Here is a 23,999-nt window from a genome sequence, read left to right on the forward strand (position 1 = left end):
CCGTGCGACGGTAGCAGGCAGCCCTTCGTGGTCCAGACCAATCCGGAAAGCCTCTCGGACACGTACCGCTCGCGTACGTACCGGGTGCCGGACGAGGGGGCCCACTCAGTGGGGCGGCAGGACCTCAGGCACCGACCAGCGGGGCCCGGGGGGAGCTGTGCAGGGGCGCGGCCAGTTCGGCGAGCGCCCGCTCCAGGCTGTGCAGATGGGCCAGCGCGGGTTCGGCGACACCGGCGGCCGGCAGGGCGCCGGCGACGGAGACCGTCTCGTGGTACCTGCGCCCGGGCGCCGTCAGCGCTTCCACGGAGGCTTCGACTCGCCAGCAGGCGGCGGCGAGACGGGCGTCGTGCGACGCCTCGGGGTCCGCCGCGACGGACGCGAGTCCGCGCACCTCGCGGGCGCACACGTCGAGCAGTGCGAGCACCTGCCCGGCCCGCGCCTTACGGGCGCGCAACGGGCTCAGGGGATGGACGAGCGGGCCGAGCGAGAGCCGTACGCGCCCGAGGAGCGCTTCCAGTTCGGCGACCCGGGGAGCCGGGTCCGCCGTCGCCGAGCCCGCGAGCCGCGCGGCGGCCTCCGCGGTGCAGGCGTGCACACAGCGCAGGGCCCGCTGGATCCAGGCATCGGTCGTGGCGTGCGTGGTGACCGGCAGCAGGAGGAGTACCGCGGCCATCGCGCCGAGCGCCCCCACACCCGTCTCCACGAGCCGCAGCGCGAGCAGCGAGGGGTCCAGCACGCCGAGAGCCCCGTAGAGCGCACCCGCCATGACGGTCACCGAGAACATCATCCAGGTGTACGAGACGGCGGCCGAGTAGAAGATCCCGAAGACACCGGCCGCCACGACGAGGGCGGTGGGCACTGTGGCGCCGTGCAGCGGAACGACGACGATCAGACCGACGGGGATACCGATCAGCGTGCCCAGGACCCGGCGGAATCCCCGCACCAGCGTCTCGCCACGGGACGCCGTGTTCACGAAGACCCACCAGGTGGCGCCCACGGCCCAGTACCAGCGCTGCTCGGAGAGGAGCTGCCCCACCAGGAGCGCGAAGGCGCCGCCCGCGGTCGCCTGGATCGCCTGGCGTGTGGTCGCGCGGGCCAGCCCCCGGCCGGCCACGGGGGGCAGGACCGAGGGTGCGGGCAGCCGCCGCTCGTAGCACCAGAGGCCGAAGCGGACGGCGGACGAGGCCAGCAGGGAGAGGCCGACCGCGGAGTACAGCTCGGGCAACTGCCCGGGAAGTGTGTGCAGGAACTGCGTGACGAAGAAGGACATGAAGGCGAACACGCCGAGCGCGTGACCTCGCGGCCCCCACCGCCGGGCGTACACGCCGGCGCCCATCACCGCGAGGAAGGCCACGTCGCGCGCCACCGGCTGGTCGTGCAGCAGGGCTGCCAGGGCCAGCACGGGGAGCCCTGCGGCGGGCAGCAGAGCCGTCGTGAGGGCCTGCCCGCGCACGGTGGGGTCGGTCACCGTGAACAGGGCCAGCAGTGCGGCGAGACCACCGGTGATCGCCCCGACGAGCGAGTGACCGGCCAGCCCGCACACCACGACCGCGAGCCCGATGCCGAGGACGGCCCGGACCCCGCTGCGCAGGCGCAGCCGTCCCGGATCCGCGGCAACGAACATCCTCTTCAGCAACGAAGGCTCTCCCCTGTGAACCCGGCCCCGTGCACCGGCATGAAAAAGGCGCCACGGGGATCCGCAGCGCCATCGACAGGTACATCAGAGCATCCCGGCACCTCATGGCTCAAATCGAGGCGATTCCACTGGGCCATTGGTACAGCTAAGGGCTCATCCTGCGCGCCACGAGTAGGCCAACGGACCCGGTCGGCCCCGGGGGGCACGGATCGCGGGCCGCGCCGCGGTTACAGTCGGGCGAAGGATCACCGAGCCAGGAGGAGAACGGCCGATCATGGCGGTGGACGCCCTCGACACCCGAATCCTGCGGCTGCTCATCGAGCAGCCGCGCACCAGCGTCCGTGAGTACGCGCGCATCCTGGGAGTGGCGCGCGGCACCCTCCAGGCCCGGCTGGACCGCCTGGAGCGGGACGGCGTGATCACCGGCACGGGACCGTCGATCTCCCCCGCGGCCCTCGGCCACCCGGTGCTCGCCTTCGTCCACCTGGAGGTCACCCAGGGGCATCTGGACGAGGTGGGGGACGCGCTCGCAGCGGTCCCGGAGATCATCGAGGTGTTCTCGACGACCGGCGGCGGGGACCTCCTGACCCGCGTCGTGGCCCGCGACAACGGTCATCTCGAGGATGTGATCCAGCAGCTGATCCAGCTCCCCGGTGTGGTCAGGACGCGGACCGAGGTGGCCCTGCGCGAGAGGGTGGCGCACCGGGTCCTGCCGCTGGTCGAGGCGGTGGGGCGGGCGGCGGGCAGTCCGGGCTGATCACCGGCTGGCATGCTGGAAGCCATGAGTTCCAGGCGCACCCCGGCCCCGTGGGTCATCTTCGATCTCGACGGCACGCTCGTGGACAGCGAGCCGAACTACTACGAGGCGGGGCGCCGCCTCCTCTCCCGGTACGGCGTACATGACTACGACTGGGAGAAGCACACCCGCTTCATCGGGATCGGCACCCGGGAGACCCTGACCGTCCTGCGCGCGGAGTACGGGATCGAGGCGCCGGTCGAGGAGCTGCTGGCGGGGAAGAACGCTCTGTACCTGGAGCTCGCCGGCGCTTCGACCAAGGTCTTCCCGCAGATGCAGCTCCTGGTGGAACGGCTGCACGAGGACGGGGTCGTGATGGCGGTGGCCTCGGGTTCGTCCCGGGCGGCGATCGCAGCCACCCTCGCCGTCACCGGGCTGGACGCGTACATCCGCCTGTACGTGTCGGCCGAGGAGGTGGCGCGCGGAAAGCCTGAGCCCGATGTGTTCCTGGAGGCTGCCCGCAGGCTCGGCGCCGAACCGGCGGACTGCCTGGTGCTGGAGGATGCCGTGCCGGGCGTCGAGGCGGCGCACGCGGCGGGAATGCGCTGCATCGCGGTTCCCTTTGCCGAAGAGATCGCCGGTGAGCCCGCGTTCGCGACTGCGCAACTGCTCTTCCCCGGCGGGCAGGACGAGTTCACCGCGCAGGCCGTGCTCGACGGTCTCCGCCAGGGCCTGTAGTTCGGATCAGGCCGGATTCGGCGCAGTGGTGGCGGCCCCGGCAACCGGAGGCCCGGCGGACGGATATCCTGATCATGCCGCACACCCCACGTACCGTACCGAGCCGTTGAGCCCGATGAGGTCGCCGCTGCGGCAGTCGGAGCGGGCCACAGTTCGAGATAGGTGTGCACAGGTGCTGGTAGCTGGTCGGTACCGGTTGATATCCCCCATCGGTCGTGGCGGCATGGGTGAGGTGTGGCGCGCCACGGACGAAGTGCTGGGCCGGGCCGTGGCGGTGAAGCTGCTGCTCGGGGACCATGCCGACGCCTCGTCGACCGCCCGGTTCCGTCTGGAGGCGCAGACCGCGGCGCGTCTGAGCCATCCTCATCTGGTGGCCGTGTTCGACTTCGGCTCGTGGGAGGACCGCTTCTATCTGGTGATGGAGCTGGTCGAGGGCAGAAGTCTCGGAGACCTGCTGGAGGCTCAGGAGTCGGTTCACCCCGAGCAGGTGGCCGACATCGCGGGCCAGGCGGCTGCGGGTCTGGCGGCCGCGCACCGGCAGGGCATCGTGCACCGCGACATCAAACCCGGCAACCTGATGCTGGACGCCGACGGTACGGTGAAGATCGGCGACTTCGGCATCGCCCAGTTCGTCGACGATCCCTCGACGGCTCTGACCACCGCCGGCCACATCGTGGGCACGAGCCTGTATCTGGCTCCGGAACGGGCACTGGGCCGCACAGCCGACTCCGCGTCGGACATGTACTCCCTCGGTTGTGTCATCTACCAACTCCTGGTCGGCCAGCCTCCGTTCCGCTCGGACACCGCGACCGCGACGCTCTACCAGCACGTGGACACGCCTCCGGTGCCGGTGAGACAGCGGGGCGTCGGCGTCTCCCCCGCCTTCGATTCATATCTGCTGGGGCTGCTGGCGAAGAAGCCCGAGGACCGGCCGAGCGCGCAGCAGGCCTCCGAATGGTTCCGCAGCGGCGCCTGGCGCGGGCGCCCCGAGCCGCTGCCGCAGCAGCACCCTGCCGCCCCGCGGCCTGTCGCCCCGGCCGCTCCGGCGCCGGGTGCCGCCACTCCGGACACCGGGGGCATGTCGACGTACCGGCTGCCGCAGCCCACCGGGCGCAGACGGGCGACCCCTGCGCCGCGGGCTGCCAGATCAGCGGCCACGCGCCGCCTCAGCGCGGGTGAGGCCATCCGCCGACGGCCCCGGGTGGCGAGTGCCGTCGCCGGAGCCGTCGCCTTCGTGGCGGCGGTGTACCTGGGAACGGTCCTGTTCTCGCCGGACTCCGATGCGGCGGACGTCCCGGATCCCGGTCCGACGCCGACGGCCACGCTGCAGTCGCCCGCACCTGTCGAACCGGCCGGCCCTGCCGGGGACGGGCCCCGGCAGGACGGTCAGCAGGATGGCGAGGACGGCGAGGAGTCGGAGGACTGAGACCCGCCGCGACGCCCGGCCGACGCTCGTGTCCGCGTCACCAGCGCGCGTGGATCTCCGCACGGATCCGGCGGTCGTACAGCTCCCGCACCGCGTCCAGCGTGCTCTGCGGCAGCGGGGCAAGAGCGGCCGCGGCGGCGTTGGCCCGGGACTGAGCCACGGAACGCGCACCGGGGATGACACTCGTGACACCGGGCTGCTGGATGATCCAGCGCAGCGCGGTCTGCGCCGACGTGGCACCTTCGGAAGCGAGTCCGGCGAACTCGGCGGCAGCGGCCACGCCGGTCGCGTAGTCGACGCCGGAGAACGTCTCGCCCTGGTCGAAGGCCTCGCCGTGGCGGTTGAACGTGCGGTGGTCCTCGGGGGCGAAGACCGTGTCCTTGGTGTACTTGCCGGACAGGAGTCCGGAGGCGAGCGGAACCCGCGCGATGATGCCGACTCCCGCCGCGGCAGCCGCCGGGAGCACCTCGTCCAGCGGCTTGAGGCGGAACGGGTTGAGGATGATCTGCACGCTCGCGACACCCGGCCTGGCGATCGCCGTGAGTGCCTCCGCGCACGTTTCGACGCTGACCGCGTAGGCGCTGATCCGCTTTTCGGCGACGAGGGTGTCCAGGGCGTCGTAGACGGCGTCCGAGGAGTAGACACTCGTCGGCGGGCAGTGCAGTTGTACGAGGTCGAGCGTGTCGACGCCGAGATTGGCGCGCGAACGGTCGTTCCAGCTACGGAAGTTGTCCAGCACGTAGTTCTCGGGGACCTGGTCGGCGCGCCGGCCCATCTTCGTGGCGACGAAGACGTCCGCGTCCGGACGGCCCTTCAGATAACGGCCGATGAGCTGTTCGCTGCGGCCGTCCCCGTAGACGTCGGCGGTGTCGAAGAAGGTGACTCCCGACTCGACGGCCGCGTCCAGGACATCGAAGGCGTCGGCCTCCCGCACCTCACCCCAGTCCCCGCCCAGCTGCCATGTGCCCAGTCCTACGACCGATACGTCACGTCCGGTCCTGTCCAGTGTCCGCTGCTCCATGGGGAGCATGCTACGTCGCTGCGCGGGGCCGGCGGCGTGGCTGACCGCCGGCCCCTGGAGGCACTCAGCCCCTGTACTGGGCGAAGACCCCGGTGAATTCCCAGGGTTGCTGACCGATGCCGGAGCAGGTGTCCGCGCCGCCTCCGGTGCAGGGCCGGTCGCGGTTGAGCGACCAGAAGGTGAGCCGTGCCAGGTGGTGCTGCTGGGCGTAGCCGAGGATGGTGCGGAAGTCGGCGACGGTGACGGTCTCGCTGTTGTCGGTGATGCCGTTCATCGAGGAGATGCCGGTGGCCCGGTAGGCCTGGTCGTCGCTGTAGCCGTAGGCGTTCTTGACGGCGGTCTTGAGGCCTTCGGCGGCCCGGACCGTGAGGGTGCCCATGTTCTGGCCCGCCCCGCCGAAGTTGAACGGCATGATCGTCCAGCTGTCGACGGTCAGGCCGGAGGAGGCCGCCCGGTTGATGAGTCCGGTGCCGGGGCCGTTCTGACCGGTGCCGAAGGTGATGTAGATCTTGATGCCGGGATTGTTGGCCCGGACGGTCTTGAGGGCGTCGACGGTGCGCTGCTGCACGGTCGGGCTGTCGTACGCCGCCGCTTCGATGTCGATGTCGATGGCCTTGAGCCCGTAGGCGTTGATGACCTTCTGGTAGGCGGCCGCCAGCTCGCCCGCACTGGAGCAGGAGCTCTCCAGCTTGTTGCCGCTCCAGCCCCCGAACGACGGGATGATGTCTCCGCCCGCGGCCCGGACGGTGTTGACGGTCTGCTGGTCGACGCCGCCGGTGAGGGGGCGTCCGCCGTCCCACTGGGGGTTGCAGTAGCCGTTGCTGAGGACGAAGGCGAGGGTGAACCAGGTGACGCCGGTGGCGTTCATGACGGTCGTCGGGTTCGGCGGGCTGCCCCAGCCGTTGTAGAGGTAGGGAGCCACCGCCATGGGCGCCTTGCCCGGTGCCGGGTCGCCACCGCCCGCCGGTGCGGTCCACTTCTGGTTCGCCGCGCCGGTGCAGGTCCAGATCTGCAGACGGGTTCCGTTGGCCGAGCTGTTGCCGGAGGCGTCCAGGCACTTGTCCGCCGGGACGGAGACGATGTCGCGTGCGGCCGAGACGGACCAGCGCTGGTTGGCGCTGCCCGTACAGTCCCACAGCTGTGTGACGGAACCGTTGGCGGTGCCGCCGTCCTTGACGTCCAGGCATTTGCCCAGCGCACGGATCGTCCCGTCGGAGCCGACGTTCCACTGCTGGGCGGCGGTCCCGTTGCAGTCGTAGAGCTGGACCGCCGTCCCGTTGACGGCCGAGGCTCCCGCCACGTCGACGCACTTTCCTGCCGGCCCTGTGATCTGTCCGACGGCCGCGGCCGCCGCGCCGGCGGGTGCGGCGGGGGTGAGGAACGAGGCCATCGCCACCAGGGAGAGGGCAGGCAGGATCAGCCGCCCGAGTCTCCTGCGAAGTGTGCGCACACCGGTCATGCGGTCACCGTCCGTTTCGGGGAAGGTTGGGGAAGGTGCGGGGAGGTGCGGGGAAGCCTTGGGAGAAGAGGAAAGGCCGGTGCCCGCCCGCAGGTTGTGCGACGGACGGGCACCGGGAGTCTGCGGGCCGGGTTCGGGTCAGTTGTCGGTGGTCACGCGTACGTAGTCGACGACGAGCTGCTGGGGGAACGTGGTGCTGCCGTCCGGATCGCCGGGCCAGTAGCCGCCGACGGCGAGGTTGAGTATGAGGAAGAACGGCTTGTTGAACACCCAGGGATTGCCGTTGAGGTCGGCGGGCGTGCGCCTCTGGTAGACGGTGCCGTCGACGGACCAGGTCACGGAGTCCGGGGCCCAGTCGACGGCGAAGGTGTGGAAGTCGTCCGCGAAGGCGGCCCCGCCCGGGAGGCTGTATCCGGCACCGATTCCGCCGGACCCGGAGTAACCGGGGCCGTGCAGGGTGCCGTGGACGGTGCCGGGCTCGAAGCCGACGTTCTCCATGACGTCGATCTCACCGCTGTTCGGCCAGCCGACACTGCCGATGTCGGCGCCGAGCATCCAGAAGGCGGGCCACATCCCCTGTCCGCGCGGGACCTTCATCCTGGCCTCGACGTGACCGTACGTCTGGGTGAACTTGCCGGACGTGTTGAGACGGGACGAGGTGTACTCGCAGGTTCCGTACCAGCACTGGTAGTTCCCGGGGTTCTCCTTGCGTGCGGTGATGACCAGGTTGCCCTGGCCGTCGAGGGCGGCGTTGTTGTTGCCCGCCGTGTAGTACTGCCGTTCGTGGTTGTTGACGTTGTCGCCGGTCTCGATCTGCCACTTGCCGCCGTCGACGGCCGAACCCGCGGCTCCGTCGAACTCGTCGGCGAACGCCACTGCGGCCGGGACCGCCGCCTTCGATTCCGTGGAGGACGCAGCCGTGTGGGGGGCGGGTGCGGCCGAGGCGCCTGCGGGAAGGGCGGTCAGGGCCGCCGAGCAGCAGAGCAGCGAGAGGGCGTACATCATCGTGCGACGCCGTTTCGCCGGACGCCTCATGGTGTGTTCCGAGGGGTGCACAGTCATCACGTCACTTCGAGGTGGAGGATGGTGGGGGGCATGTGCATGACAGGTGGACGCCGAGAGATGAACGGTTGGGGCGCTCATCCCGGGCATATATTTCAACTCTTGATTTAAGACAGGTCACGAAGAGCCGTCAAGGTCTTGGTCCAGACCGGGCGGGTAGAAGTCAACGCGATGGGGAACGGACAACTCATGCGTATTCGACCCGTACTCGCCGTTCCCGCCACTCTCGCCCTGGCCCTGCTGGCCCCGGCCGGCGCCCTGGCCACGCCCTCCGCCGTCGCGGCTCCGGCGCCGCCCACCTGCCGTGACAGCCGTCTGGCCGTCGCCGCCACCGCTTCGGACCAGCCCGACGCGGTGAGGATCAGCATCACCAACCGCGGCCGCACGGCCTGTGTCGTCGACCGCATCCCCACCGTGGTCTTCGGCGGCCTGGACGGCTCGGCCCAGCCGGTGCCCGCGAGCGAGAGCGCACCGTACCGCCTGGCGGCCGGCCGCTCGGCGTACGCGGCCGTGCGCACGCTGGACCCGACGTCGACGGAGCTGCGGGTGGCGGACCGGCTGACGGTCGCCGGGGCCCCCTCCCATCGGGGACGGACGTTCGACGCCGCCTCCCTGGGAGCCCCTGACGGGATCCGGGTCTGGGAACCGGTCACCACGTGGTGGCACCCGTCGCAGGCCGCCGCCGACGCGGTGCTCGAGCGGCACACGGACTGACCGGGCAGATCCCGCGGCCCGCCGCGCGGCCGCCGTCGTGCGCCGCGCGGCCGGCAGCGGCACAGTGGAGGTACGGACGGTGCGGTGCCTGCGCGGCCTCGGCCCGGCGGAGCCGCACGCTTCGTCCGACGGCATCCCGTGCGGAAGGATCCAGGCGTGAACAGCGACGGCGCACGACGTTTCGTGGTGCAGATCCATGACGCCCGGCGGATGCACTTCGACTTCCGCCTCGAACTGGACGGAGTGCTCAAGTCGTGGGCCGTGCCCCGCGGCCCGTCGGACAATCCGCGCGACAAGCGGCTGGCCGTGCCGACGGAGGACCACCCGCTGGAGTACCGCGAGTTCGAGGGAGTCATTCCACCCGACGAACAGGGCAGCGGCACCGTCATCGTCTGGGACCAGGGCACCTACCGCCCGCTCAGCCACGACGCCGAGGGCGCCCCCGTACCGTTCGGTGAGTCCCTGGACCGCGGGCACGCCACGTTCTGGCTCGACGGAAGCAAACTGCACGGCGAATTCACGCTCACCCGCTTCCGGATCGGCAACGACGGCGACACCGAGGGTCCCGAGGCCTGGCTGCTCATCAAGGCGAACGACCGGCAGGCCGTACGCGACAGGCCCGGCACACCTGACCCGTACCACGCCCGCTCGGCCCGCACCGGCCGGACGCTGCACCAGGTCGCCGCCGCGGAACGGGAGAGCGCCGGCTGACCGTGGTCCGCGTCAGGTCACGGTCGCGCGCCCCGCGACCCGCGCCGCGAGCTGCTCCCGCAGCCGGCTCAGCCGGGCGATCTCCGCGTCGAGTACGGCGAGTCTCCGCGCCGCCACTCCCTCGCTCTCCACGCCCCCTTCCACGAATCCGACGCAGGGCCGGGGCGGTCCGTCGACCAGCAGGTCCAGGCGGTCCGAGCAGTGACGCACATCCTCGACCGTCAGCCCCAGCGAGAGCAGCTCACGGATGACGCGGACCCTGGCGACATCACGTGTCCCGTATTCGCGCTGGCCCGTCGTGCTGCGTGGGGGCGGTGGCAGCAGTCCCCGCTCCTCGTAGAACCGCAACGCTCTGCGTGTGGTCCCCGCCGCCGCAGCAGCGTCACCGATCCGCATCCGCCACCCCCAGGGTTCCCGCTTCGTTCTCACAACGTGACGACGACGGTGCCGAGATGGTGACCGCCGATCATCTCGTGCAACGCCCGCGCGGCGTTGTCCATGCCCGCGATCCGCACATGCGGGAAGGTGATCTCCCCGGAGCGCAGCCACTGCCCGAATCTCCGGTTCCACTCCCCGTGCGCCTGTGGGTGGTCGAGCCCGCTGATGCCGGTCATCGTGATGCGCTTGACGACGAGCTGGAACGAGTCGATCTCGACCGGGGCCGCGGTGCCGCTCCCCTGCTCGGACAGCTGACCTGACAGCGCCCCGACCAGTACGAACCGCGCTCCCGGGCGCGCGGCCCCGACGGCCGCCCGCAACTGCTCTCCCCCGACCATGTCGACGAACACATCGATGCCCTGGGGCGCCGCTTCGGCCAGCCGCGCGGACAGCGAACCCTCCGGTCCCCTCAGCACGACCGCGTCGTACCCCAGGCTCTCCCGCATCACGGCGGCCTTCTCCGGTGAACCCGTACTGCCGATCACGCGGCCGGCCCCGAGCAGCCGGGCGGTCTGCCCCGCCATGGATCCGATCGCTCCGGCCCCGCCGGACACGAACACCGTTTCCCCGGCCCGCAGTTTTGCGACCCGGGTGAGCGCCGCGTACGCCAGGGAACCCTGGGAGAGATGCGCCACCGGGTCGGGCAGTACGTCACCGAGCGGCGTGCATCCGGCGGCGGGGACCACGGCGTACTCCCGCCAGCCGAGGTAGTGCGAGACCGGTTCGCCGACGGCCGGTCCGCCGGGGCCCGGGTTCGCCACGACCTCTCCGACCGCCGCGCCGAACAGGGTGTCCCCCGGGCCCACACCCGGGAAGGGGGCACCTTCGACTCCCCCGCCGATGACCGTACGCAGGGCGGGAAACACATGGAAGCAGTCGTTGCGGACCAGCACCTCGCCCTCCCCCGGCTGCGGCAGCGGTGACTCCACGACACGGAAGTGCTCCGGGCGCGGAAGTCCGTCGGGCACGGCGGCGAGCCGCACTTCCCGGGAGGTGCGAGGCAGGGACGGTCGAACGGTCATGCGAGGCTCCTCGTCTGCGTGCCCCGGCCGGTCGGCCGGAAGCACGCAGACGCTAAACCCTCACCCGTACGTCAGAGGCAAGCCCCGGGCAGTCGTCACGCGGGCCTGACGCCTGCCAGGTGGGCGAACACCACGACGTTGTCCTTGTAGTCCTTCGCCTTCTTGTCGTACTCGCCGCCGCAGGTGATCAGACGGAGCTGGGCGGTGCCGTTGTCGGCGTACACCCGCTCGTCGGGGAAGTTCGCCTTGCTGAACGTCTCGACCGAATCCACCTTGAACACGGTGACGATGCCGTCCTCGCGGGTGATGCTCACCTTGTTGCCGGGCTTGAGCGTCCCGAGCAGCAGGAACACGGCGGGGCCCGTCATGGTGTCGACGTGACCGGCGACGACCGAGGTGCCGCGCTCACCGGGGGTGGCTCCGTCCTTGAACCAGCCGGCCAGATTCATGTCGTTCGCGGGCGGCGCGTCCAGCCGCCCCGACGGACCGATGGCCAGCGGAGTGAAGGGGGCGTCGACGGCGATCTTCTTGATCCTGATCCGCTCGGGCTCGGACCGGGACAGGCCGTAGGACTCGACGGACGCGGAGGGCGACGGAACGGGCGAGGGCGAGGCGGCAGCGGGAGAGGACGCGGGCGCCCGCACCGGCGCCACGGCGGCGACGGGCGGCGGGACTCCTGCCGAGGCGTCGAGGGAGTTGTAGACGAGGAGGAAGCCCAGGCCCACCGCCACGGCGGGCCACAGCAGGGAACGGCCGAGGGCAGGGGAAGCGGACTCTGTGTCGGACGGCTGCTGGGCGGCCATGCGCATGCTGCCTTTCGCGTACGAGGAGGGCGGGGGCGGAACGGACCGGGGAGGGGAAAATCGGCGCGGCCACCGCCCGGGAAGGGCGGCGGCCACGACAGGAATACCTTCGGCCGAGCGGGCGCTTGTCAGGCTGCCGCGACACCCGAGGCGTTGCGGCGGCGCAGCCGGTATGCGGCCGCTCCGATACCGCCGAGCATCAGCACGGAGCCCGCTGCCAGGCTGCCGCCGGACAGAGCCATCGCTCCACCGCCGGTGTGGACGCCGCCCTCCGGCTTCTCGTGCTTCCAGGTCTCGGACTTCTCGCTGCCCGTGGTGCTGCCGGACTCGGAGCCCTCTTCCTTGTCCTTCTGCCAGTCGTCGGCCGTGATGCCGGCCAGCGCACCGCCACCGGTGTGCACGCCGCCCTCCGGCTTCTCGTGCTTCCAGGAGTCCGGCTTCTCACGGTCCGCGTTGCTGCCCGTGGACTCCTCCTCCTTGTCCTTCTGCCAGTCGTCCGCCGTGATACCGGCCAGCGCACCGCCACCGGTGTGCACGCCGCCCTCCGGCTTCTCGTGCTTCCAGGAGTCCGGCTTCTCACGGTCCGCGTTGCTGCCCGTGGACTCCTCCTCCTTGTCCTTCTGCCAGTCGTCCGCCGTGATACCGGCCAGCGCACCGCCACCGGTGTGCACGCCGCCCTCCGGCTTCTCGTGCTTCCAGGAGTCGGGCTTCTCACGGTCGTCGTTGCTGCTGCTCGATGAGGAGCCGCTGTCCTTGTCCCAGTCGTCCGCCGAGGTCACGGCGTATGCGGCTGGGGCAGAGACCGCGAGGACCGCCGTGACGGCGGCCGATGCGAACAGGGTGCGGGCAGAGCGCATGAATACACAGTCCTTTCACCACCCCCGCGAAGGCCGGCTGGTTGTCGGCTCATCGGATCGCAGGTGCGACGTGATCCACCGTCAGCTGAAATGCCGTGTCCCACCACTGGGGAGAGCCGCATTCGAGGGACTCCATGGGCTCTTCGTGTGACAGTCGGCCGGATGTCACCCGTTGGACGGCACGCCACGCCGAGGCGATGTTTGGGCGCGGGGATCCCCTTGCGGACGCACGGGAGCCGGGTGAGCCGGTTCGCCACTTCCTGAACCAATGGGGCGTCAGATCTCACGCTCCGTCACCGAGCAGGGCGAGTCAAAGGGGCAATCACTGCGGGGGCGCCATCAGTTCTTGTCGCCAACAGGCCCTGAGACATCCGTTGTTGCACATCTCTTGACGCGTTCGTAACAAGGGTGAAGTATCTGCCGCAAGCCGGAGAGAGCGCTCTCCGGCTGTACGCGTCGTGTACCCGCCCCACGACTCAGGAGACACTCGTATGTACGCACCCCCTCTGTTCCACAGACCCGTTGCCCCACTGGGCAGACGACGCGGCGGTGTACTTGCCGTCGTCGCCGGACTCGTCCTCTCGCTCCTGGCGTTCGTTCCCTCGACCCCGGCGAGCGCGGCACCCGCGCTCCTGTCGCAGGGCAAGACGGTCACCGCCTCCAGCCAGGAGAACGGCGGCACCCCTGCCGGCTCCGCGGTGGACGGCGACAACGGCACCCGCTGGGCGAGCGCCTTCGCCGACCCTCAGTGGATCAAGGTCGACCTGGGCGCCTCCGCCTCGGTGAGCCAGATAGTGCTGCGCTGGGAGGCCGCCTACGGCACCGCCTACCGCATCGAGTTCTCCACGGACGACAACACCTGGAGCACCGCCTACTCGACCACCACGGGCCCCGGTGGCACGGAGACGCTCAACGTCTCCGGTACCGCCCGCTACGTCCGGCTGACCGGTACCACACGGGCCACCGGGTACGGCTACTCCCTCTGGGAGTTCCAGGTGTTCGGCACGACGGGCGGCGGGGGCGACCCGCAGATCCCCGGCGGCGGTGACCTCGGCCCCAACGTCCTGGTCTTCGACCCCTCGACCCCGAACATCCAGGGCAAGGTCGACGAGATCTTCAGGCAGCAGGAGTCGGCCCAGTTCGGGACCGGCAGGTACGCGCTGATGTTCAAGCCGGGCACGTACAGCAACATCAACGCCCAGATCGGCTTCTACACCCAGATCGCAGGTCTCGGCCTGAAGCCGGACGACACCACCTTCAACGGTGATGTGACCGTCGACGCCGGCTGGTTCAACGGCAACGCCACCCAGAACTTCTGGCGTTCGGCCGAGAACCTGGCCCTGAACCCGGTCAGCGGCACCAACCGCTGGGCCGTCTCCCAGGCCGCCCCCTTCCGCCGCATGCACGTCAAGGGCGGGCTCAACCTCGCGCCGAACGGGTACGGGTGGGCCAGCGGCGGCTACATCGCCGACAGCAAGATCGACGGCCAGGTCGGCCCCTATTCGCAGCAGCAGTGGTACACCCGCGACAGCTCCATCGGCAGCTGGGGCAACGGCGTCTGGAACATGACGTTCTCCGGGGTCGAGGGCGCACCCGCCCAGAGCTTCCCCGAACCCCCGTACACGACCCTGAACAACACCCCGGTCTCCCGCGAGAAGCCGTTCCTGTACCTCGACGGCAACAACTACAAGGTCTTCGTCCCCGCCAAGCGGACCAACGCACGCGGCGTCTCGTGGAACGGCACCCCGCAGGGCGAGTCCATCCCGCTGAGCCAGTTCTACGTGGTGAAGCCGGGCGCGACCGCACAGACGATCAACGCTGCCGTCCGCCAGGGGCTGCACCTGCTGTTCACCCCGGGCATCTACCACGTCAACGAGCCCATCGAGATCAACCGCGCGAACACCGTCGCGCTGGGCCTCGGCCTCGCCACGATCATCCCGGACAACGGGGTGACCGCGATCAAGGTCGGTGACGTCGACGGCGTCAAGCTGGCCGGCCTCCTGGTCGACGCCGGTACGCAGAACTCCTCGGTGCTCGTCCAGGTGGGCCCCGACGGCGCGTCGGCCGACCACTCGGCGAACCCGACCTCGCTCCAGGACGTGTTCGTCCGGGTCGGCGGAGCGGGCGCCGGCAAGGCGACCACCGGCATGGTCGTCAACAGTGACGACACGATCATCGACCACACCTGGCTCTGGCGCGCCGACCACGGCGACGGGGTCGGCTGGGAGACCAACCGGTCCGACTACGGTCTGCGGGTGAACGGCGACGACGTGCTGGCCACCGGCCTGTTCGTCGAGCACTTCAACAAGTACGACGTGCAGTGGTACGGGGAGAACGGCAAGACGATCTTCTTCCAGAACGAGAAGGCGTACGACGCCCCCAACCAGGCCGCCATCCAGAACGGCGACACCAAGGGGTACGCCGCCTACAAGGTGGCCGACTCGGTGACCACCCATGAGGGCTGGGGCATGGGCAGTTACTGCTACTACAACGTCGACCCGACCATCCGTCAGGAGCACGGGTTCCAGGCACCGGTGAAGCCCGGTGTGAAGTTCCACGACCTGCTCGTGGTGTCCCTGGGCGGCCAGGGACAGTACGAACACGTCATCAACAGCACCGGATCCCCCACATCCGGCACCTCGACCATCCCGTCACAGGTGGTGTCCTTTCCCTGAGACGGGATGAGGTGAGCGGGAGGTCCACTCACCTGTCGGCGAGGGGCCCGGCAGCAGTCACTGCCGGGCCCCTCGTCATGTCCCGACGAGCATCTCCAGGTAGGAACGCAGTTCCGGACCCGTCGCGGGGGTGATCCGCAGCCCCAGGTAGCCGTCAGGCCGTACGAGGATCGCCTCGCCGCCACGAGCGCCGTACATCGACCGGAACTCGTCGAGGCCGTCGTGCACGGCGGGCAGTTGCAGCCCGGTGGCCCGTATCTTCGGGGCGAGGACCGCGCAGGCGTTCAGCAGGCCGGGCGCCGCCTGCTCCGCGGCAGCCGCCACCTCGTCGAACCGTGCCGGCTGCTCCTCGTCGTCCGCGTAGAGCAGCAGAGTGTGCTCGCGCCCGCGCAGCAGGGTGAACAGCCGTACGGGGAAGGACGCCAGGGCGTACTCGAGGCCGCCGCAGTCGGGAGCTCGGTCGCCCGGGGCGGGGCCGTCGTGCGCGGTGCCGTCCGGGCCCACGACGGGGCTGCCCCGGTAGCCGACAAGGAGCTGTGCCTCACGTCGCATCATCGTCGCCGGGTCGTCCGGGTCGGACCGCACGCCGCTTTGCGCATGACGGAGCGTCCGCCGCACCACTTCCTCGCCGACCGGGCGGCGCTCCGTGTCGTAGCTCGCCAGCAGGCCCTCGCCCGCCCGGCCGCGCACGGCGGCGGCCAGCTTCCACGCCAGGTTGTAGGCGTCCTGGATGCCGGTGTTCATGCCCTGGGCTCCCGTGGGCGGGTGGATGTGGGCGGCGTCCCCGGCGACGAACACCCGCCCCTGCCCGTAGCGGTCCACCAGCCGGTGGCTGATGCGGAAGACGGAGGACCAGCGCAGCGACGAAGCGGTCGTGGGCACGGGCGAGAGCCGGTCGAGCACCGCCTGGATGTGCTCCGGCCCGGGCTGCGGGCCGCGGTCGCCGCTCAGGCCGTGCACCACCTCGTCCTTCCCGGTCTGCCGGGCCTGGGAGAGCTCGGGCGGAGTCAGCATCGACATCCGGTACCGACGGTGGCCGGGCAGCGGGATGCACACCATCAGATCGTCGGTGCGCCCGTCGACGACGTGCGAGGACCGGACCGCGTACCCGGCGGGCAGGTCCCAGTCGACCTCGACATCGCCCAGCATGTACTCCTCGGGGTGGGCCGCACCCTCGAAGGCGAGCCCGAGGCCCTTGCGTACGACGCTGTGGGCGCCGTCGCAGCCCACCAGGTAGCGGGCCCGGAGCTCCTCCGTTCCGCCGGAGGCCGACGCGAGACGTGCCCTGACCTCGTCGTCGTCCTGTTCGAAGGAGATGAGCTCCGTGCCGCGCTCGACCTCTCCTCCCAGGCGGACCAGGAGCTCTTCGAGGAGCCGTTCCGTCTCGTACTGCGGGAGGGCGGCGAAAGCGTAGGGAACGTCCGCGGGCAGGGTCAGATCGATCCGGGCCTGTTCCTCACCGTTGACGTAGAGCAGTTGCCCCTTCAACGGGATCGCGGTCTCCAGTGCTTCGCGGACCATGCCCATCCGGTCCCAGATCTCCAGGGTCCTGGGCTGGACGCCCACCGCCTTGGCGAACGGCTGACGGGCGCGGAGCCGGTCGACGACCCTGCACCCGATGCCCCGCCGCTGCAGCTCCGACGCGGCCGTGAGACCGACCGGGCCCGCCCCTACGACCAGCACGTCGACGTCGATCACAGTGCCTCCCGGGAGGAAGTGCGTTTCACTCAAATGCAGCACACCGGGTGCGCTATGTCCATTTCGCGCATCGGGCGGGCCGGCGCGGGAGGACTGGTCCCCTCCCGCGCCGGCCCCTGAACTCAGCCCGTGGGCGTCAGACGACCGTGCAGGCCTCACCGCCCAGGGTGAAGGCCGACGGCTCGGCGTTGCTGCCCGACCAGCTGCCCGAGAAGCCGAAGCCCACGGAGGAGCCGGATGCCACCTTGCCGTTCCAGCCGACGTCGGCCACGGTCACCTTCGCACCGTCCTGCTCGGGGGTGCCGTTCCACATCTGGGTGACCTTCTGGCCGCCGGGGAAGGACCAGGCCAGCTGCCAGCCGTCGATCGCCGTGCTTCCGGTGTTGGTGACCGTCACATCGGCCTGGAAGCCACCGGACCACTGATTGGTGATCGTGTAGGCCACCGAGCAGTCGGCGTCCGCCGGAGGCTCCTCCGGATCGGGGTCGGGATCCGGGTCTGGATCCGTACCGCCGGCGTCCGAGGACTCGCCCACCTGGATGCCCCGGCCGTTCGTGGACACGTAGACCCGTCCGTAGACCCGCGGGTCACCGGTGATCGCGGCCCCGGTCCAACCCCACTGGCGTGCGTCGTCGTTGATGCGGGTCCAGTGCGCGCCCGCGTCCGTGGACCGGAAGATCCCGCGCACCCCACCGATCTTCGCGCTCACGAAAACGGTCTGGTACGAGGCGCCGGGGGCCGCTTTGCCGAAGCCCACGCTGTCCGCCTGCTCCACACCGGAGAACTTGGTGAAGCTCGCACCGGAGTCGGTGGAACGCCAGAGCCCGTACGCGCCCGTGGACGTGCCGCCCGCGAGCCAGATGTCGCCCTCGGTGCCGGGCAACGCCTTGAAGCGGACGTTGCCTTCGGCGGGCAGGCCGTTCGCCCTGGCGGTGAAGGTGGCACCGCCGTCCGTCGACACGTAGAAGGTGCCGGCCTTGAAGCCGTAGAACTTCTTCGGGTTCTTCCGGTCCGACTCGACCGTCGCCCCGGCCGGGATGCCGGTGGACGCGGTCCAGGAGTTGCCGTAGCCCGTCGTGCGGTGGACCGCCGCGCCGTCCGGGCTCCAGACGAATCCACTGGCGTCGGCCGCTGCGGCGACCGTGCCGCCGCCGGTGACCCCGGAGGGCTCGGAACCCTGGAACCAGTTGGCCCCGTTGTCGGTGGAGAAGCCGATGTGGGGCGCGGCGTCGGCGTTGCCGACCCGTACGACCGTGCCCGGTGAGGCCTCCGCGAAGTCCAGGCTGGTGGTCGAGTCGAGGTTCGGCGAGGTGAACATCAGGCTGGGCACCGCGTCGAGATTCGTGTGGCGGAAGCCTCCGATGTCGCCGAGCGCACTCAGCAGCGGAGCTCCGGAGGGCGGGCTCGCCAGGTCGTTGACGGCCGTCTCCTCCAGCCCCTTGACCATCGGGGTGATCTTGAACTGGCTGCCCGAGTCCCAGGCGGTGAGGTTCTCGGTGCCGTAGACCGTCGCGCCCGTGCCGTACATCATCCGGTCGGAGTCGAACGGGTCGATCTCCAGTGCCTCCGTCATCCAGCCCAGCTTGGGCGAGGTCTCGGGCGGTGACGGGTTGGCGCCCCAGCTGAGCCAGGGGACGGTGGAGACGTCCAGGGTGTAGCGGTTGGAACGGTTCGGGTAACTGGTGTAGTCCCAGGCCTTCGTCCAGGTCGCGCCGCTGTCGGTGGAGCGGAAGAGCTGGGTGTCGGGCCACCAGGAGCTGTAGGCGGTGGCCATCAGGGTGCCGGGCTGCTGCCGGTCCACGGAGAGTCCGCTGAAGCCGTAGTACGTGTCGGCCTCAGCGACGGGACTGACGTCCGTCCACGCGCCGGTCGCGGTGGCGTAGCGCCAGATGCGCCCCTTGCCGCCGTCGTACGGGCCGCCCGTGTCGCTCAGGGTCAGATACAGGTGGCCCGTCGAGGAGTCGAGTACGCCCTTGTGCGCGAGGTACCCGGTCGGCTGTCCGGCGATCCGCGACCAGGTGCTGCCACCGTCCGTCGAGCGGTAGACGGTGTTCGCCTTGTCGGCGACCCCCACGTAGATGTCCTGGGTGGTGCTGCCAGCGCTGCCTGAGCGCTCGTCGAACGTCACCCAGACGATGCCCTGGTTGTCGCTGGCGTATCCGCTGGTGTCGGACGGGTCCTGCGCGTAGTTGCCGGGATTCGGAAAGGCCGTCACCTCCGACCAGGTGACCCCTGAATCGGTGGACCTCCACAGCCCGTTGCCGCTGGGGGCGCCCAGGTAGAGGACGGAGTTCTTGTTCGGGTCGACCGCGAGGCGCTCACCCATCCCGCGCCCCGGCATGTTGCCGCCGAGCTTGAAGGGGAGCGTGGTCGCCTTCCAGGACGCGCCGCGGTCCGAGGACCTCAACACGGCGCCGTTCGTCGGGTCCCAGCTGTTGGTGTACGTGCCGACAGCGGCGTACACGTTGTCGGGATCGGCCGTGTCGGAGGCGAGACTCACGACGCCGGACCAGCCCCATCGGTCCCAGTCCACCCAGTCGAGGAGCGGGGTCCACTGTTTGCCCGACTGGTCCCAGCGGTAGGCGCCGCCGATGTCGGTCCGTGCGTAGGCGAGGTTCTTCTCGGACCGGTTGAAGACGATGCCCGGCACGAAACCGCCGCCGTCGATCCGCGCGTTCTTCCACGTGTAGGTGTCCGCGGCGATCGACACATCGGATGCTTCGGCCGTACGGGGCACATCGTCGGAGCGTGCCGCCGCCGGGGATCCGGTGACGGCCAACCCTGCGGTCAGGGTGAGTGCCGCCAGTAGTGCGGCGAATGGTCTGGCGCTCAAGCGCACGGAAACGTCCTCTCCGAGCTGGGCCGCCGAAGACGGCGGCTGGGGGTGGGCACAGAGATGGGAGCGCTCCCATGAAGCAACACGATGGTAGCGTCGCGCGCCGCCGGGGAGAAGGGTGGTGCGCACGGTTCATCGGATGAATCGGCCAGGAGCCCCGCGTGAGCCACCCCCACACCCCTCCGACGCCGCCACCGGCCGGCCCTTGCCACCAGCCCTCGCACCCAGGTCCCCGCAGAATCAAGGAAAGAGACACATATCCACCACATTCCCGGAGACCGTGTGACGGATGAACACGCGACGGGAGAAAGAGCTCCATCTATTACCTGACTTCACCCATTCCCGCACTTCGCTTCCCCACCGCGCGGGCGGGGATCCGTGCGGGATACGCACGCGTTTCTTCACGCAGACACGCATTTCGCCGGCTCCGCAAAAACCTGCACACCGCATACGCAGACCGAGCACGCGGACCTCCTCGGAACACCCGGTCAGGGCCAGGTACGTACCAGGTCCGGGGCCGTTTGGTACGGGAGTGTCCCACTTGAAGCAGAGAGAGTCGCGGCCATGAGGAATTCGTCCCGTGAAGCTCGTGAAGGATTTGCCGTCAGAAAATGAACAGGTCTGCACGCAAGGCGATTCGAGGGGGCCGATATCGACCTGGCTGCCGTTGTTCGATTGGCTGTTCACGCCGTCGGCGTGCTTTGATCCTGGCCCATAAGGGAGCCGCACCACGGGTTCCCGGTTTAAGGAATTTCCAGACGAAGGGCAGCGCTCATCATGAACCTCACCCCCCAGGTTGAGACCCTCGAGATCTCCGACAACGACCTGGACAACGTGTCCGGCGGCCTCATCGGTGGCGTTCTCGGCAACGTCACCGCCACCGCCGACTCGATCGCCCCGGTCACCGGCATCGTCGGCTCGGTCACCGGCCTGGTCGAGTCGACCACCGGCGTGAACACCGGCGCGGTCACCGGTCTGGCCACCGGCCTCACCGCCGGTCTCTGAGAGACGGCAGCACCCACCGAGCCCCGGAACCCGTCGGTTCCGGGGCTCGGTGCCGACCGCCGACAGGTGAGGGAAGAGTTCCGTGCAGTTCCGCCAACAGGCCCTTTCCAAGCTGCAGTCGCCCGAACAGCTCGACCTGCCGGTGCGGTTCGCACGCCCGCAGGGACTGCTCGTCCTGAGCATCACCGTGGCGGTGATGGCCGCTGCCTGCTTCTGGGCGGTCACCGGCACCGTGGCCACCACACTCAGCGCCCCCGGGATCCTCACGCACGCCAAGGGCAGCTACATCCTGCAGAGCCCCGTCGCCGGACAGATCACCGAAGTGCTCGCGGAAGAGGGCGAAAGCCTGCCCGCCGACGCACCGTTGCTCAAGGTCCGCACGGAGCAGGGCAACCAGGTCGTCCGCACCATCGACGCCGGCCGGCTGACCACGGTGACGGCCACGATCGGCGCCGTGGTCACCACCGGCGCGGACGTGGCGAGCGTCGAACGCATCGACGGCACGGACGATCCGCTCGTCGTGATGCTCTACGTACCGGGCAACAAGGGGGCGGCCGTCCCGGTGGGCGCCTCCGTCGACCTCACCGTCCAGTCCGTGCCCTCCCAGCAGTACGGAGTGCTGCGCGGCCGGGTGACCGCGGTCGGCAGGCCCCGGACCCAGCAGCAGATCACCCGGTTCCTCGGTGACGGACAGCTGGGAGAGCAGTTCTCGCGCCAAGGCAGGCCGGTGGCAGTCCTGGTGGAGCTCGACCGCTCGGCCGGCACCGAGTCCGGCTACCGGTGGTCCTCGGCCCAGGGGCCCCCGTACGCGATCGACTCCATGACCCTGGCCACCGGCTCCGTCCACCTGGCCGACCGGCGTCCGATCGATTGGCTCCTCCCGTGACCGCACCGCATCCCTCCCCCGCAGCGCAGCAGTTGCCGCCCCCCGGTCGTGGCAGGCACCGCCCCGAGAGCACCTCCGGAGGCAGGCGGCGGTCGCAGCCGCGCCCTGCGCCGAGGACGGGACGGACCAGGACCGTGCGCACCCCCACCGTGCTCCAGATGGAGGCGCTGGAGTGCGGAGCGGCCTCGCTGGCCATGGTCCTCGGCCACTACGGCCGGCATGTGCCGCTGGAGGAGCTGCGCATCGCCTGCGGGGTGTCGCGCGACGGGTCGCGGGCCAGCAACGTGCTGAAGGCGGCCCGCAGTTACGGTCTGACGGCCAAGGGCATGCAGATGGAGCCCGCGGCGCTCGCGGAGGTCCAGGCGCCGGCCATCCTGTTCTGGGAGTTCAACCACTACGTCGTGTACGACGGCATGGGACGCAGGCTCGGACGGCGGGGCGTGCACATCAACGACCCCGACAAGGGCCGCCGTTTCGTGCCGTCCGAGGATTTCGACACCAGCTTCACCGGAGTGGTGCTCGTCCTGGAGCCGGGCGACGATTTCCGGCGCGGCGGCCGTAAGCCCGGAGTCATGGCCGCCCTGCCCGCGCGGCTGCGCGGCACCACGGGCACGATGCTGGTGGCGCTGCTCGCCAGCCTGCTGCTGGTGGCGGTCGGCGCCACGCTGCCCGCCCTGAGCCGTACGTACATCGACATGTTCCTGATCGGCAATCAGACCTCACTGCTGGGTGTGCTGTTCGGCGCGATGGGCACGATGGTCGCGCTCACCCTCGTACTGACCTGGCTGCAGCAGGCGAATCTGCTGCGCGGCCGCATCATCTCCTCCACGCTCGGAAGCGCCCGCTTCTTCCGTCATCTGCTGCGGCTGCCGGTGACCTTCTTCGCCCAGCGCAGCCCCGCCGACCTCGTCCAGCGCCTGCAGTCGAACGACGCCGTGGCCGAGACGCTCGCCCGGGACCTCACCGCGGCCGGTGTGGACGGAATCGTCGTCCTGCTCTACGCGTTCCTGCTGTGGACGTACGATCCGCAGCTGACCGTCATCGGGGTGGGGATCGCCCTGCTCAACGTGGTCGCGATGCGCATCGTCGTACGGCTGCGGGCCACCGGTACCCAGAAGCTGCGGGCCGACAGCGCCCGGCTGACGAACACCTCGTACACCGGGCTGCAGTTGATCGAGACCATGAAGGCGACCGGCGGGGAGAACGGCTACTTCCGGCGCTGGGCGGGCCAGCACGCGACGACACTCGACGAGCAGCAGCGTCTCGGAGTACCGAGTGCCTGGCTCGGCGTCGTCGCTCCCGCCCTCGCGACGCTCAACAGCGCGCTGATCCTCTGGATCGGCGGGCTGAGGGCGGTCGAGGGGCACATCTCGATCGGGCTGCTCGTCGCCTTCCAGGCGCTGGTGACCCGCTTCACCGCACCCGTCACCCGGCTCAACGGGGTGGCAGGGCGGGTCCAGGACTTCGCGGCCGATGTGGCCCGTCTGAAGGACGTCGAGAACTTCCCCGTCGACCCCCTCTACTCCCGCCGCGAGCCCGCCGCGAGTACCCGCCGGCTCAAGGGCCATGTGACGCTGGACGACATCACCTTCGGCTACAGCCCGCTCGACAAGCCGCTCCTCACCGGCTTCTCGCTGTCCGTGGGACCCGGTCAGCAGGTGGCGCTCGTCGGCGGGTCCGGCAGCGGCAAGTCGACGGTCTCCCGGCTGATTTCGGGGCTGTACAGCCCGTGGGAGGGCACGATCCGGATCGACGGGCAGCGCCTCGAGGACATTCCGAGGGGCGCGCTGGCCGCATCGGTCTCCTTCGTCGACCAGGACGTCTTCCTGTTCGAGGGCACGGTGCGGGACAACGTGGCGCTGTGGGACCCCTCGGTCCCGGACGAAGCCGTCGTCGCCGCGCTCCAGGACGCCGCCCTGTACGAGGTGGTCTCGCGTCGCCCGAGGGGTATCCACAGCAGGGTGGAGCAGGACGGCCGGAACTTCTCCGGCGGCCAGCGCCAGCGCCTGGAGATCGCGCGCGCCCTCGTGCGACGGCCCAGCATCCTGGTGCTGGACGAGGTCACCAGCGCTCTGGACGCGGAGACCGAGCAGGTCATCATCGACAATCTGCGGCGGCGCGGCTGTGCCTGCGTCGTGATCGCACACCGGCTGAGCACGGTCCGCGACAGCGACGAGATCGTGGTCCTGGACCACGGATCCGTCGTGGAACGCGGCCGGCACGAGGACCTGGTGGCTGCCGGGGGCCCGTACGCCGACCTGGTCAGGGAGCACTGA

19 protein-coding genes are annotated in these 23,999 nt (G+C 70.2%); 9 read left to right on the top strand and 10 right to left on the bottom strand.

The window, feature by feature from the left end; all coding sequences use genetic code 11:
• Positions 1-124: 124 nt before the first annotated feature.
• Positions 125-1,636 (bottom strand): FUSC family protein, encoded by a 1,512-nt coding sequence (locus ACFQ6X_RS04035; protein WP_383175508.1) that lies wholly within the window; start codon positions 1,634-1,636, stop codon positions 125-127.
• Positions 1,637-1,910: 274 nt separating this feature from the next.
• Here ACFQ6X_RS04035 and ACFQ6X_RS04040 point away from each other — a divergent pair, with 274 nt between their 5' ends.
• The 3 genes from ACFQ6X_RS04040 to ACFQ6X_RS04050 all read left to right on the top strand — a co-directional run bounded on the left by ACFQ6X_RS04040 (position 1,911) and on the right by ACFQ6X_RS04050 (position 4,536).
• Positions 1,911-2,393 carry an Lrp/AsnC family transcriptional regulator gene (locus ACFQ6X_RS04040; RefSeq protein WP_329213649.1) on the top strand — a complete coding sequence of 161 codons (483 nt, stop codon included), beginning with the start codon at positions 1,911-1,913 and terminating at the stop codon, positions 2,391-2,393.
• Between the two features lie 24 nt (positions 2,394-2,417).
• Complete coding sequence (locus ACFQ6X_RS04045) at positions 2,418-3,110, top strand: HAD family hydrolase (protein ID WP_383175511.1); 693 nt, start codon at positions 2,418-2,420, stop codon at positions 3,108-3,110.
• Between the two features lie 223 nt (positions 3,111-3,333).
• On the top strand, positions 3,334-4,536 hold the full coding sequence (locus ACFQ6X_RS04050; protein ID WP_383175514.1) for a serine/threonine-protein kinase: 1,203 nt from the start codon (positions 3,334-3,336) through the stop codon (positions 4,534-4,536).
• A gap of 37 nt (positions 4,537-4,573) precedes the next feature.
• Here ACFQ6X_RS04050 and ACFQ6X_RS04055 read toward each other — a convergent pair whose 3' ends face one another.
• From ACFQ6X_RS04055 to ACFQ6X_RS04065, 3 genes are all read right to left on the bottom strand, one after another.
• Complete coding sequence (locus ACFQ6X_RS04055) at positions 4,574-5,566, bottom strand: aldo/keto reductase (protein WP_383175517.1); 993 nt, start codon at positions 5,564-5,566, stop codon at positions 4,574-4,576.
• A gap of 55 nt (positions 5,567-5,621) precedes the next feature.
• A complete protein-coding gene (locus tag ACFQ6X_RS04060; protein WP_383175520.1) occupies positions 5,622-7,016 on the bottom strand; it encodes a ricin-type beta-trefoil lectin domain protein in 1,395 nt (464 codons plus the stop codon).
• Between the two features lie 138 nt (positions 7,017-7,154).
• Positions 7,155-8,078: a family 16 glycosylhydrolase gene (locus ACFQ6X_RS04065; RefSeq protein ID WP_383175523.1), complete on the bottom strand. Its 924-nt coding sequence runs from the start codon at positions 8,076-8,078 to the stop codon at positions 7,155-7,157.
• Between the two features lie 189 nt (positions 8,079-8,267).
• On the opposite strand from ACFQ6X_RS04065, the gene ACFQ6X_RS04070 reads away from it, so the two are divergent.
• Positions 8,268-8,792, top strand: coding sequence for a DUF4232 domain-containing protein (locus ACFQ6X_RS04070; protein WP_383175526.1), 525 nt, complete (start codon positions 8,268-8,270; stop codon positions 8,790-8,792).
• Positions 8,793-8,948: 156 nt separating this feature from the next.
• Positions 8,949-9,503, top strand: coding sequence for a DNA polymerase ligase N-terminal domain-containing protein (locus ACFQ6X_RS04075; RefSeq protein WP_383175529.1), 555 nt, complete (start codon positions 8,949-8,951; stop codon positions 9,501-9,503).
• Between the two features lie 12 nt (positions 9,504-9,515).
• Here the strand turns inward: ACFQ6X_RS04075 and ACFQ6X_RS04080 are convergent, their stop codons facing one another.
• The 4 genes from ACFQ6X_RS04080 to ACFQ6X_RS04095 form a co-directional block, all read right to left on the bottom strand.
• On the bottom strand, positions 9,516-9,899 hold the full coding sequence (locus tag ACFQ6X_RS04080) for a MerR family transcriptional regulator (protein ID WP_383175532.1): 384 nt from the start codon (positions 9,897-9,899) through the stop codon (positions 9,516-9,518).
• Positions 9,900-9,928: 29 nt separating this feature from the next.
• A complete protein-coding gene (locus ACFQ6X_RS04085; RefSeq protein ID WP_383175535.1) occupies positions 9,929-10,963 on the bottom strand; it encodes an MDR family NADP-dependent oxidoreductase in 1,035 nt (344 codons plus the stop codon).
• Positions 10,964-11,058: 95 nt separating this feature from the next.
• Positions 11,059-11,766, bottom strand: a complete 708-nt coding sequence (locus tag ACFQ6X_RS04090; protein WP_383175538.1) for a class F sortase — start codon at positions 11,764-11,766, stop codon at positions 11,059-11,061.
• A 128-nt stretch (positions 11,767-11,894) separates the two neighbouring features.
• Positions 11,895-12,623: a hypothetical protein gene (locus ACFQ6X_RS04095; protein WP_383175541.1), complete on the bottom strand. Its 729-nt coding sequence runs from the start codon at positions 12,621-12,623 to the stop codon at positions 11,895-11,897.
• Positions 12,624-13,114: 491 nt separating this feature from the next.
• Here ACFQ6X_RS04095 and ACFQ6X_RS04100 point away from each other — a divergent pair, with 491 nt between their 5' ends.
• A complete protein-coding gene (locus ACFQ6X_RS04100) occupies positions 13,115-15,298 on the top strand; it encodes a discoidin domain-containing protein (RefSeq protein ID WP_383175544.1) in 2,184 nt (727 codons plus the stop codon).
• Positions 15,299-15,373: 75 nt separating this feature from the next.
• Here the strand turns inward: ACFQ6X_RS04100 and ACFQ6X_RS04105 are convergent, their stop codons facing one another.
• Positions 15,374-16,996 carry an FAD-dependent monooxygenase gene (locus tag ACFQ6X_RS04105; protein WP_383175547.1) on the bottom strand — a complete coding sequence of 541 codons (1,623 nt, stop codon included), beginning with the start codon at positions 16,994-16,996 and terminating at the stop codon, positions 15,374-15,376.
• 136 nt (positions 16,997-17,132) lie between these two features.
• Positions 17,133-19,835 (bottom strand): cellulose binding domain-containing protein, encoded by a 2,703-nt coding sequence (locus ACFQ6X_RS04110; protein WP_383175550.1) that lies wholly within the window; start codon positions 19,833-19,835, stop codon positions 17,133-17,135.
• A gap of 774 nt (positions 19,836-20,609) precedes the next feature.
• On the opposite strand from ACFQ6X_RS04110, the gene ACFQ6X_RS04115 reads away from it, so the two are divergent.
• From ACFQ6X_RS04115 to ACFQ6X_RS04125, 3 genes are all read left to right on the top strand, one after another.
• A complete protein-coding gene (locus tag ACFQ6X_RS04115) occupies positions 20,610-20,837 on the top strand; it encodes a type A2 lantipeptide (protein WP_329213613.1) in 228 nt (75 codons plus the stop codon).
• 82 nt (positions 20,838-20,919) lie between these two features.
• Positions 20,920-21,723, top strand: coding sequence for a hypothetical protein (locus tag ACFQ6X_RS04120; RefSeq protein WP_383175554.1), 804 nt, complete (start codon positions 20,920-20,922; stop codon positions 21,721-21,723).
• Complete coding sequence (locus tag ACFQ6X_RS04125) at positions 21,720-23,999, top strand: NHLP family bacteriocin export ABC transporter peptidase/permease/ATPase subunit (RefSeq protein ID WP_383175557.1); 2,280 nt, start codon at positions 21,720-21,722, stop codon at positions 23,997-23,999. Before ACFQ6X_RS04120 ends, ACFQ6X_RS04125 begins: the two co-directional genes overlap by 4 nt.

The sequence above is a fragment of the Streptomyces sp. NPDC056452 genome (assembly GCF_042796085.1).
In the GTDB taxonomy this organism is placed as follows: domain Bacteria; phylum Actinomycetota; class Actinomycetes; order Streptomycetales; family Streptomycetaceae; genus Streptomyces.

What these genes read in the sequence shown, in the direction of transcription:
- ACFQ6X_RS04040 (WP_329213649.1), top strand. Translation starts at nt 1,911, where the DNA reads ATGGCGGTGGACGCCCTCGACACCCGAATCCTGCGGCTGCTCATCGAG.
- ACFQ6X_RS04045 (WP_383175511.1), top strand. Translation starts at nt 2,418, where the DNA reads ATGAGTTCCAGGCGCACCCCGGCCCCGTGGGTCATCTTCGATCTCGAC.
- ACFQ6X_RS04050 (WP_383175514.1), top strand. Translation starts at nt 3,334, where the DNA reads ATGGGTGAGGTGTGGCGCGCCACGGACGAAGTGCTGGGCCGGGCCGTG.
- ACFQ6X_RS04055 (WP_383175517.1), bottom strand. Translation starts at nt 5,566, where the DNA reads ATGCTCCCCATGGAGCAGCGGACACTGGACAGGACCGGACGTGACGTA.
- ACFQ6X_RS04060 (WP_383175520.1), bottom strand. Translation starts at nt 7,016, where the DNA reads ATGACCGGTGTGCGCACACTTCGCAGGAGACTCGGGCGGCTGATCCTG.
- ACFQ6X_RS04065 (WP_383175523.1), bottom strand. Translation starts at nt 8,078, where the DNA reads ATGACTGTGCACCCCTCGGAACACACCATGAGGCGTCCGGCGAAACGG.
- ACFQ6X_RS04070 (WP_383175526.1), top strand. Translation starts at nt 8,268, where the DNA reads ATGCGTATTCGACCCGTACTCGCCGTTCCCGCCACTCTCGCCCTGGCC.
- ACFQ6X_RS04080 (WP_383175532.1), bottom strand. Translation starts at nt 9,899, where the DNA reads ATGCGGATCGGTGACGCTGCTGCGGCGGCGGGGACCACACGCAGAGCG.
- ACFQ6X_RS04085 (WP_383175535.1), bottom strand. Translation starts at nt 10,963, where the DNA reads ATGACCGTTCGACCGTCCCTGCCTCGCACCTCCCGGGAAGTGCGGCTC.
- ACFQ6X_RS04090 (WP_383175538.1), bottom strand. Translation starts at nt 11,766, where the DNA reads ATGGCCGCCCAGCAGCCGTCCGACACAGAGTCCGCTTCCCCTGCCCTC.
- ACFQ6X_RS04095 (WP_383175541.1), bottom strand. Translation starts at nt 12,623, where the DNA reads ATGCGCTCTGCCCGCACCCTGTTCGCATCGGCCGCCGTCACGGCGGTC.
- ACFQ6X_RS04100 (WP_383175544.1), top strand. Translation starts at nt 13,115, where the DNA reads ATGTACGCACCCCCTCTGTTCCACAGACCCGTTGCCCCACTGGGCAGA.
- ACFQ6X_RS04115 (WP_329213613.1), top strand. Translation starts at nt 20,610, where the DNA reads ATGAACCTCACCCCCCAGGTTGAGACCCTCGAGATCTCCGACAACGAC.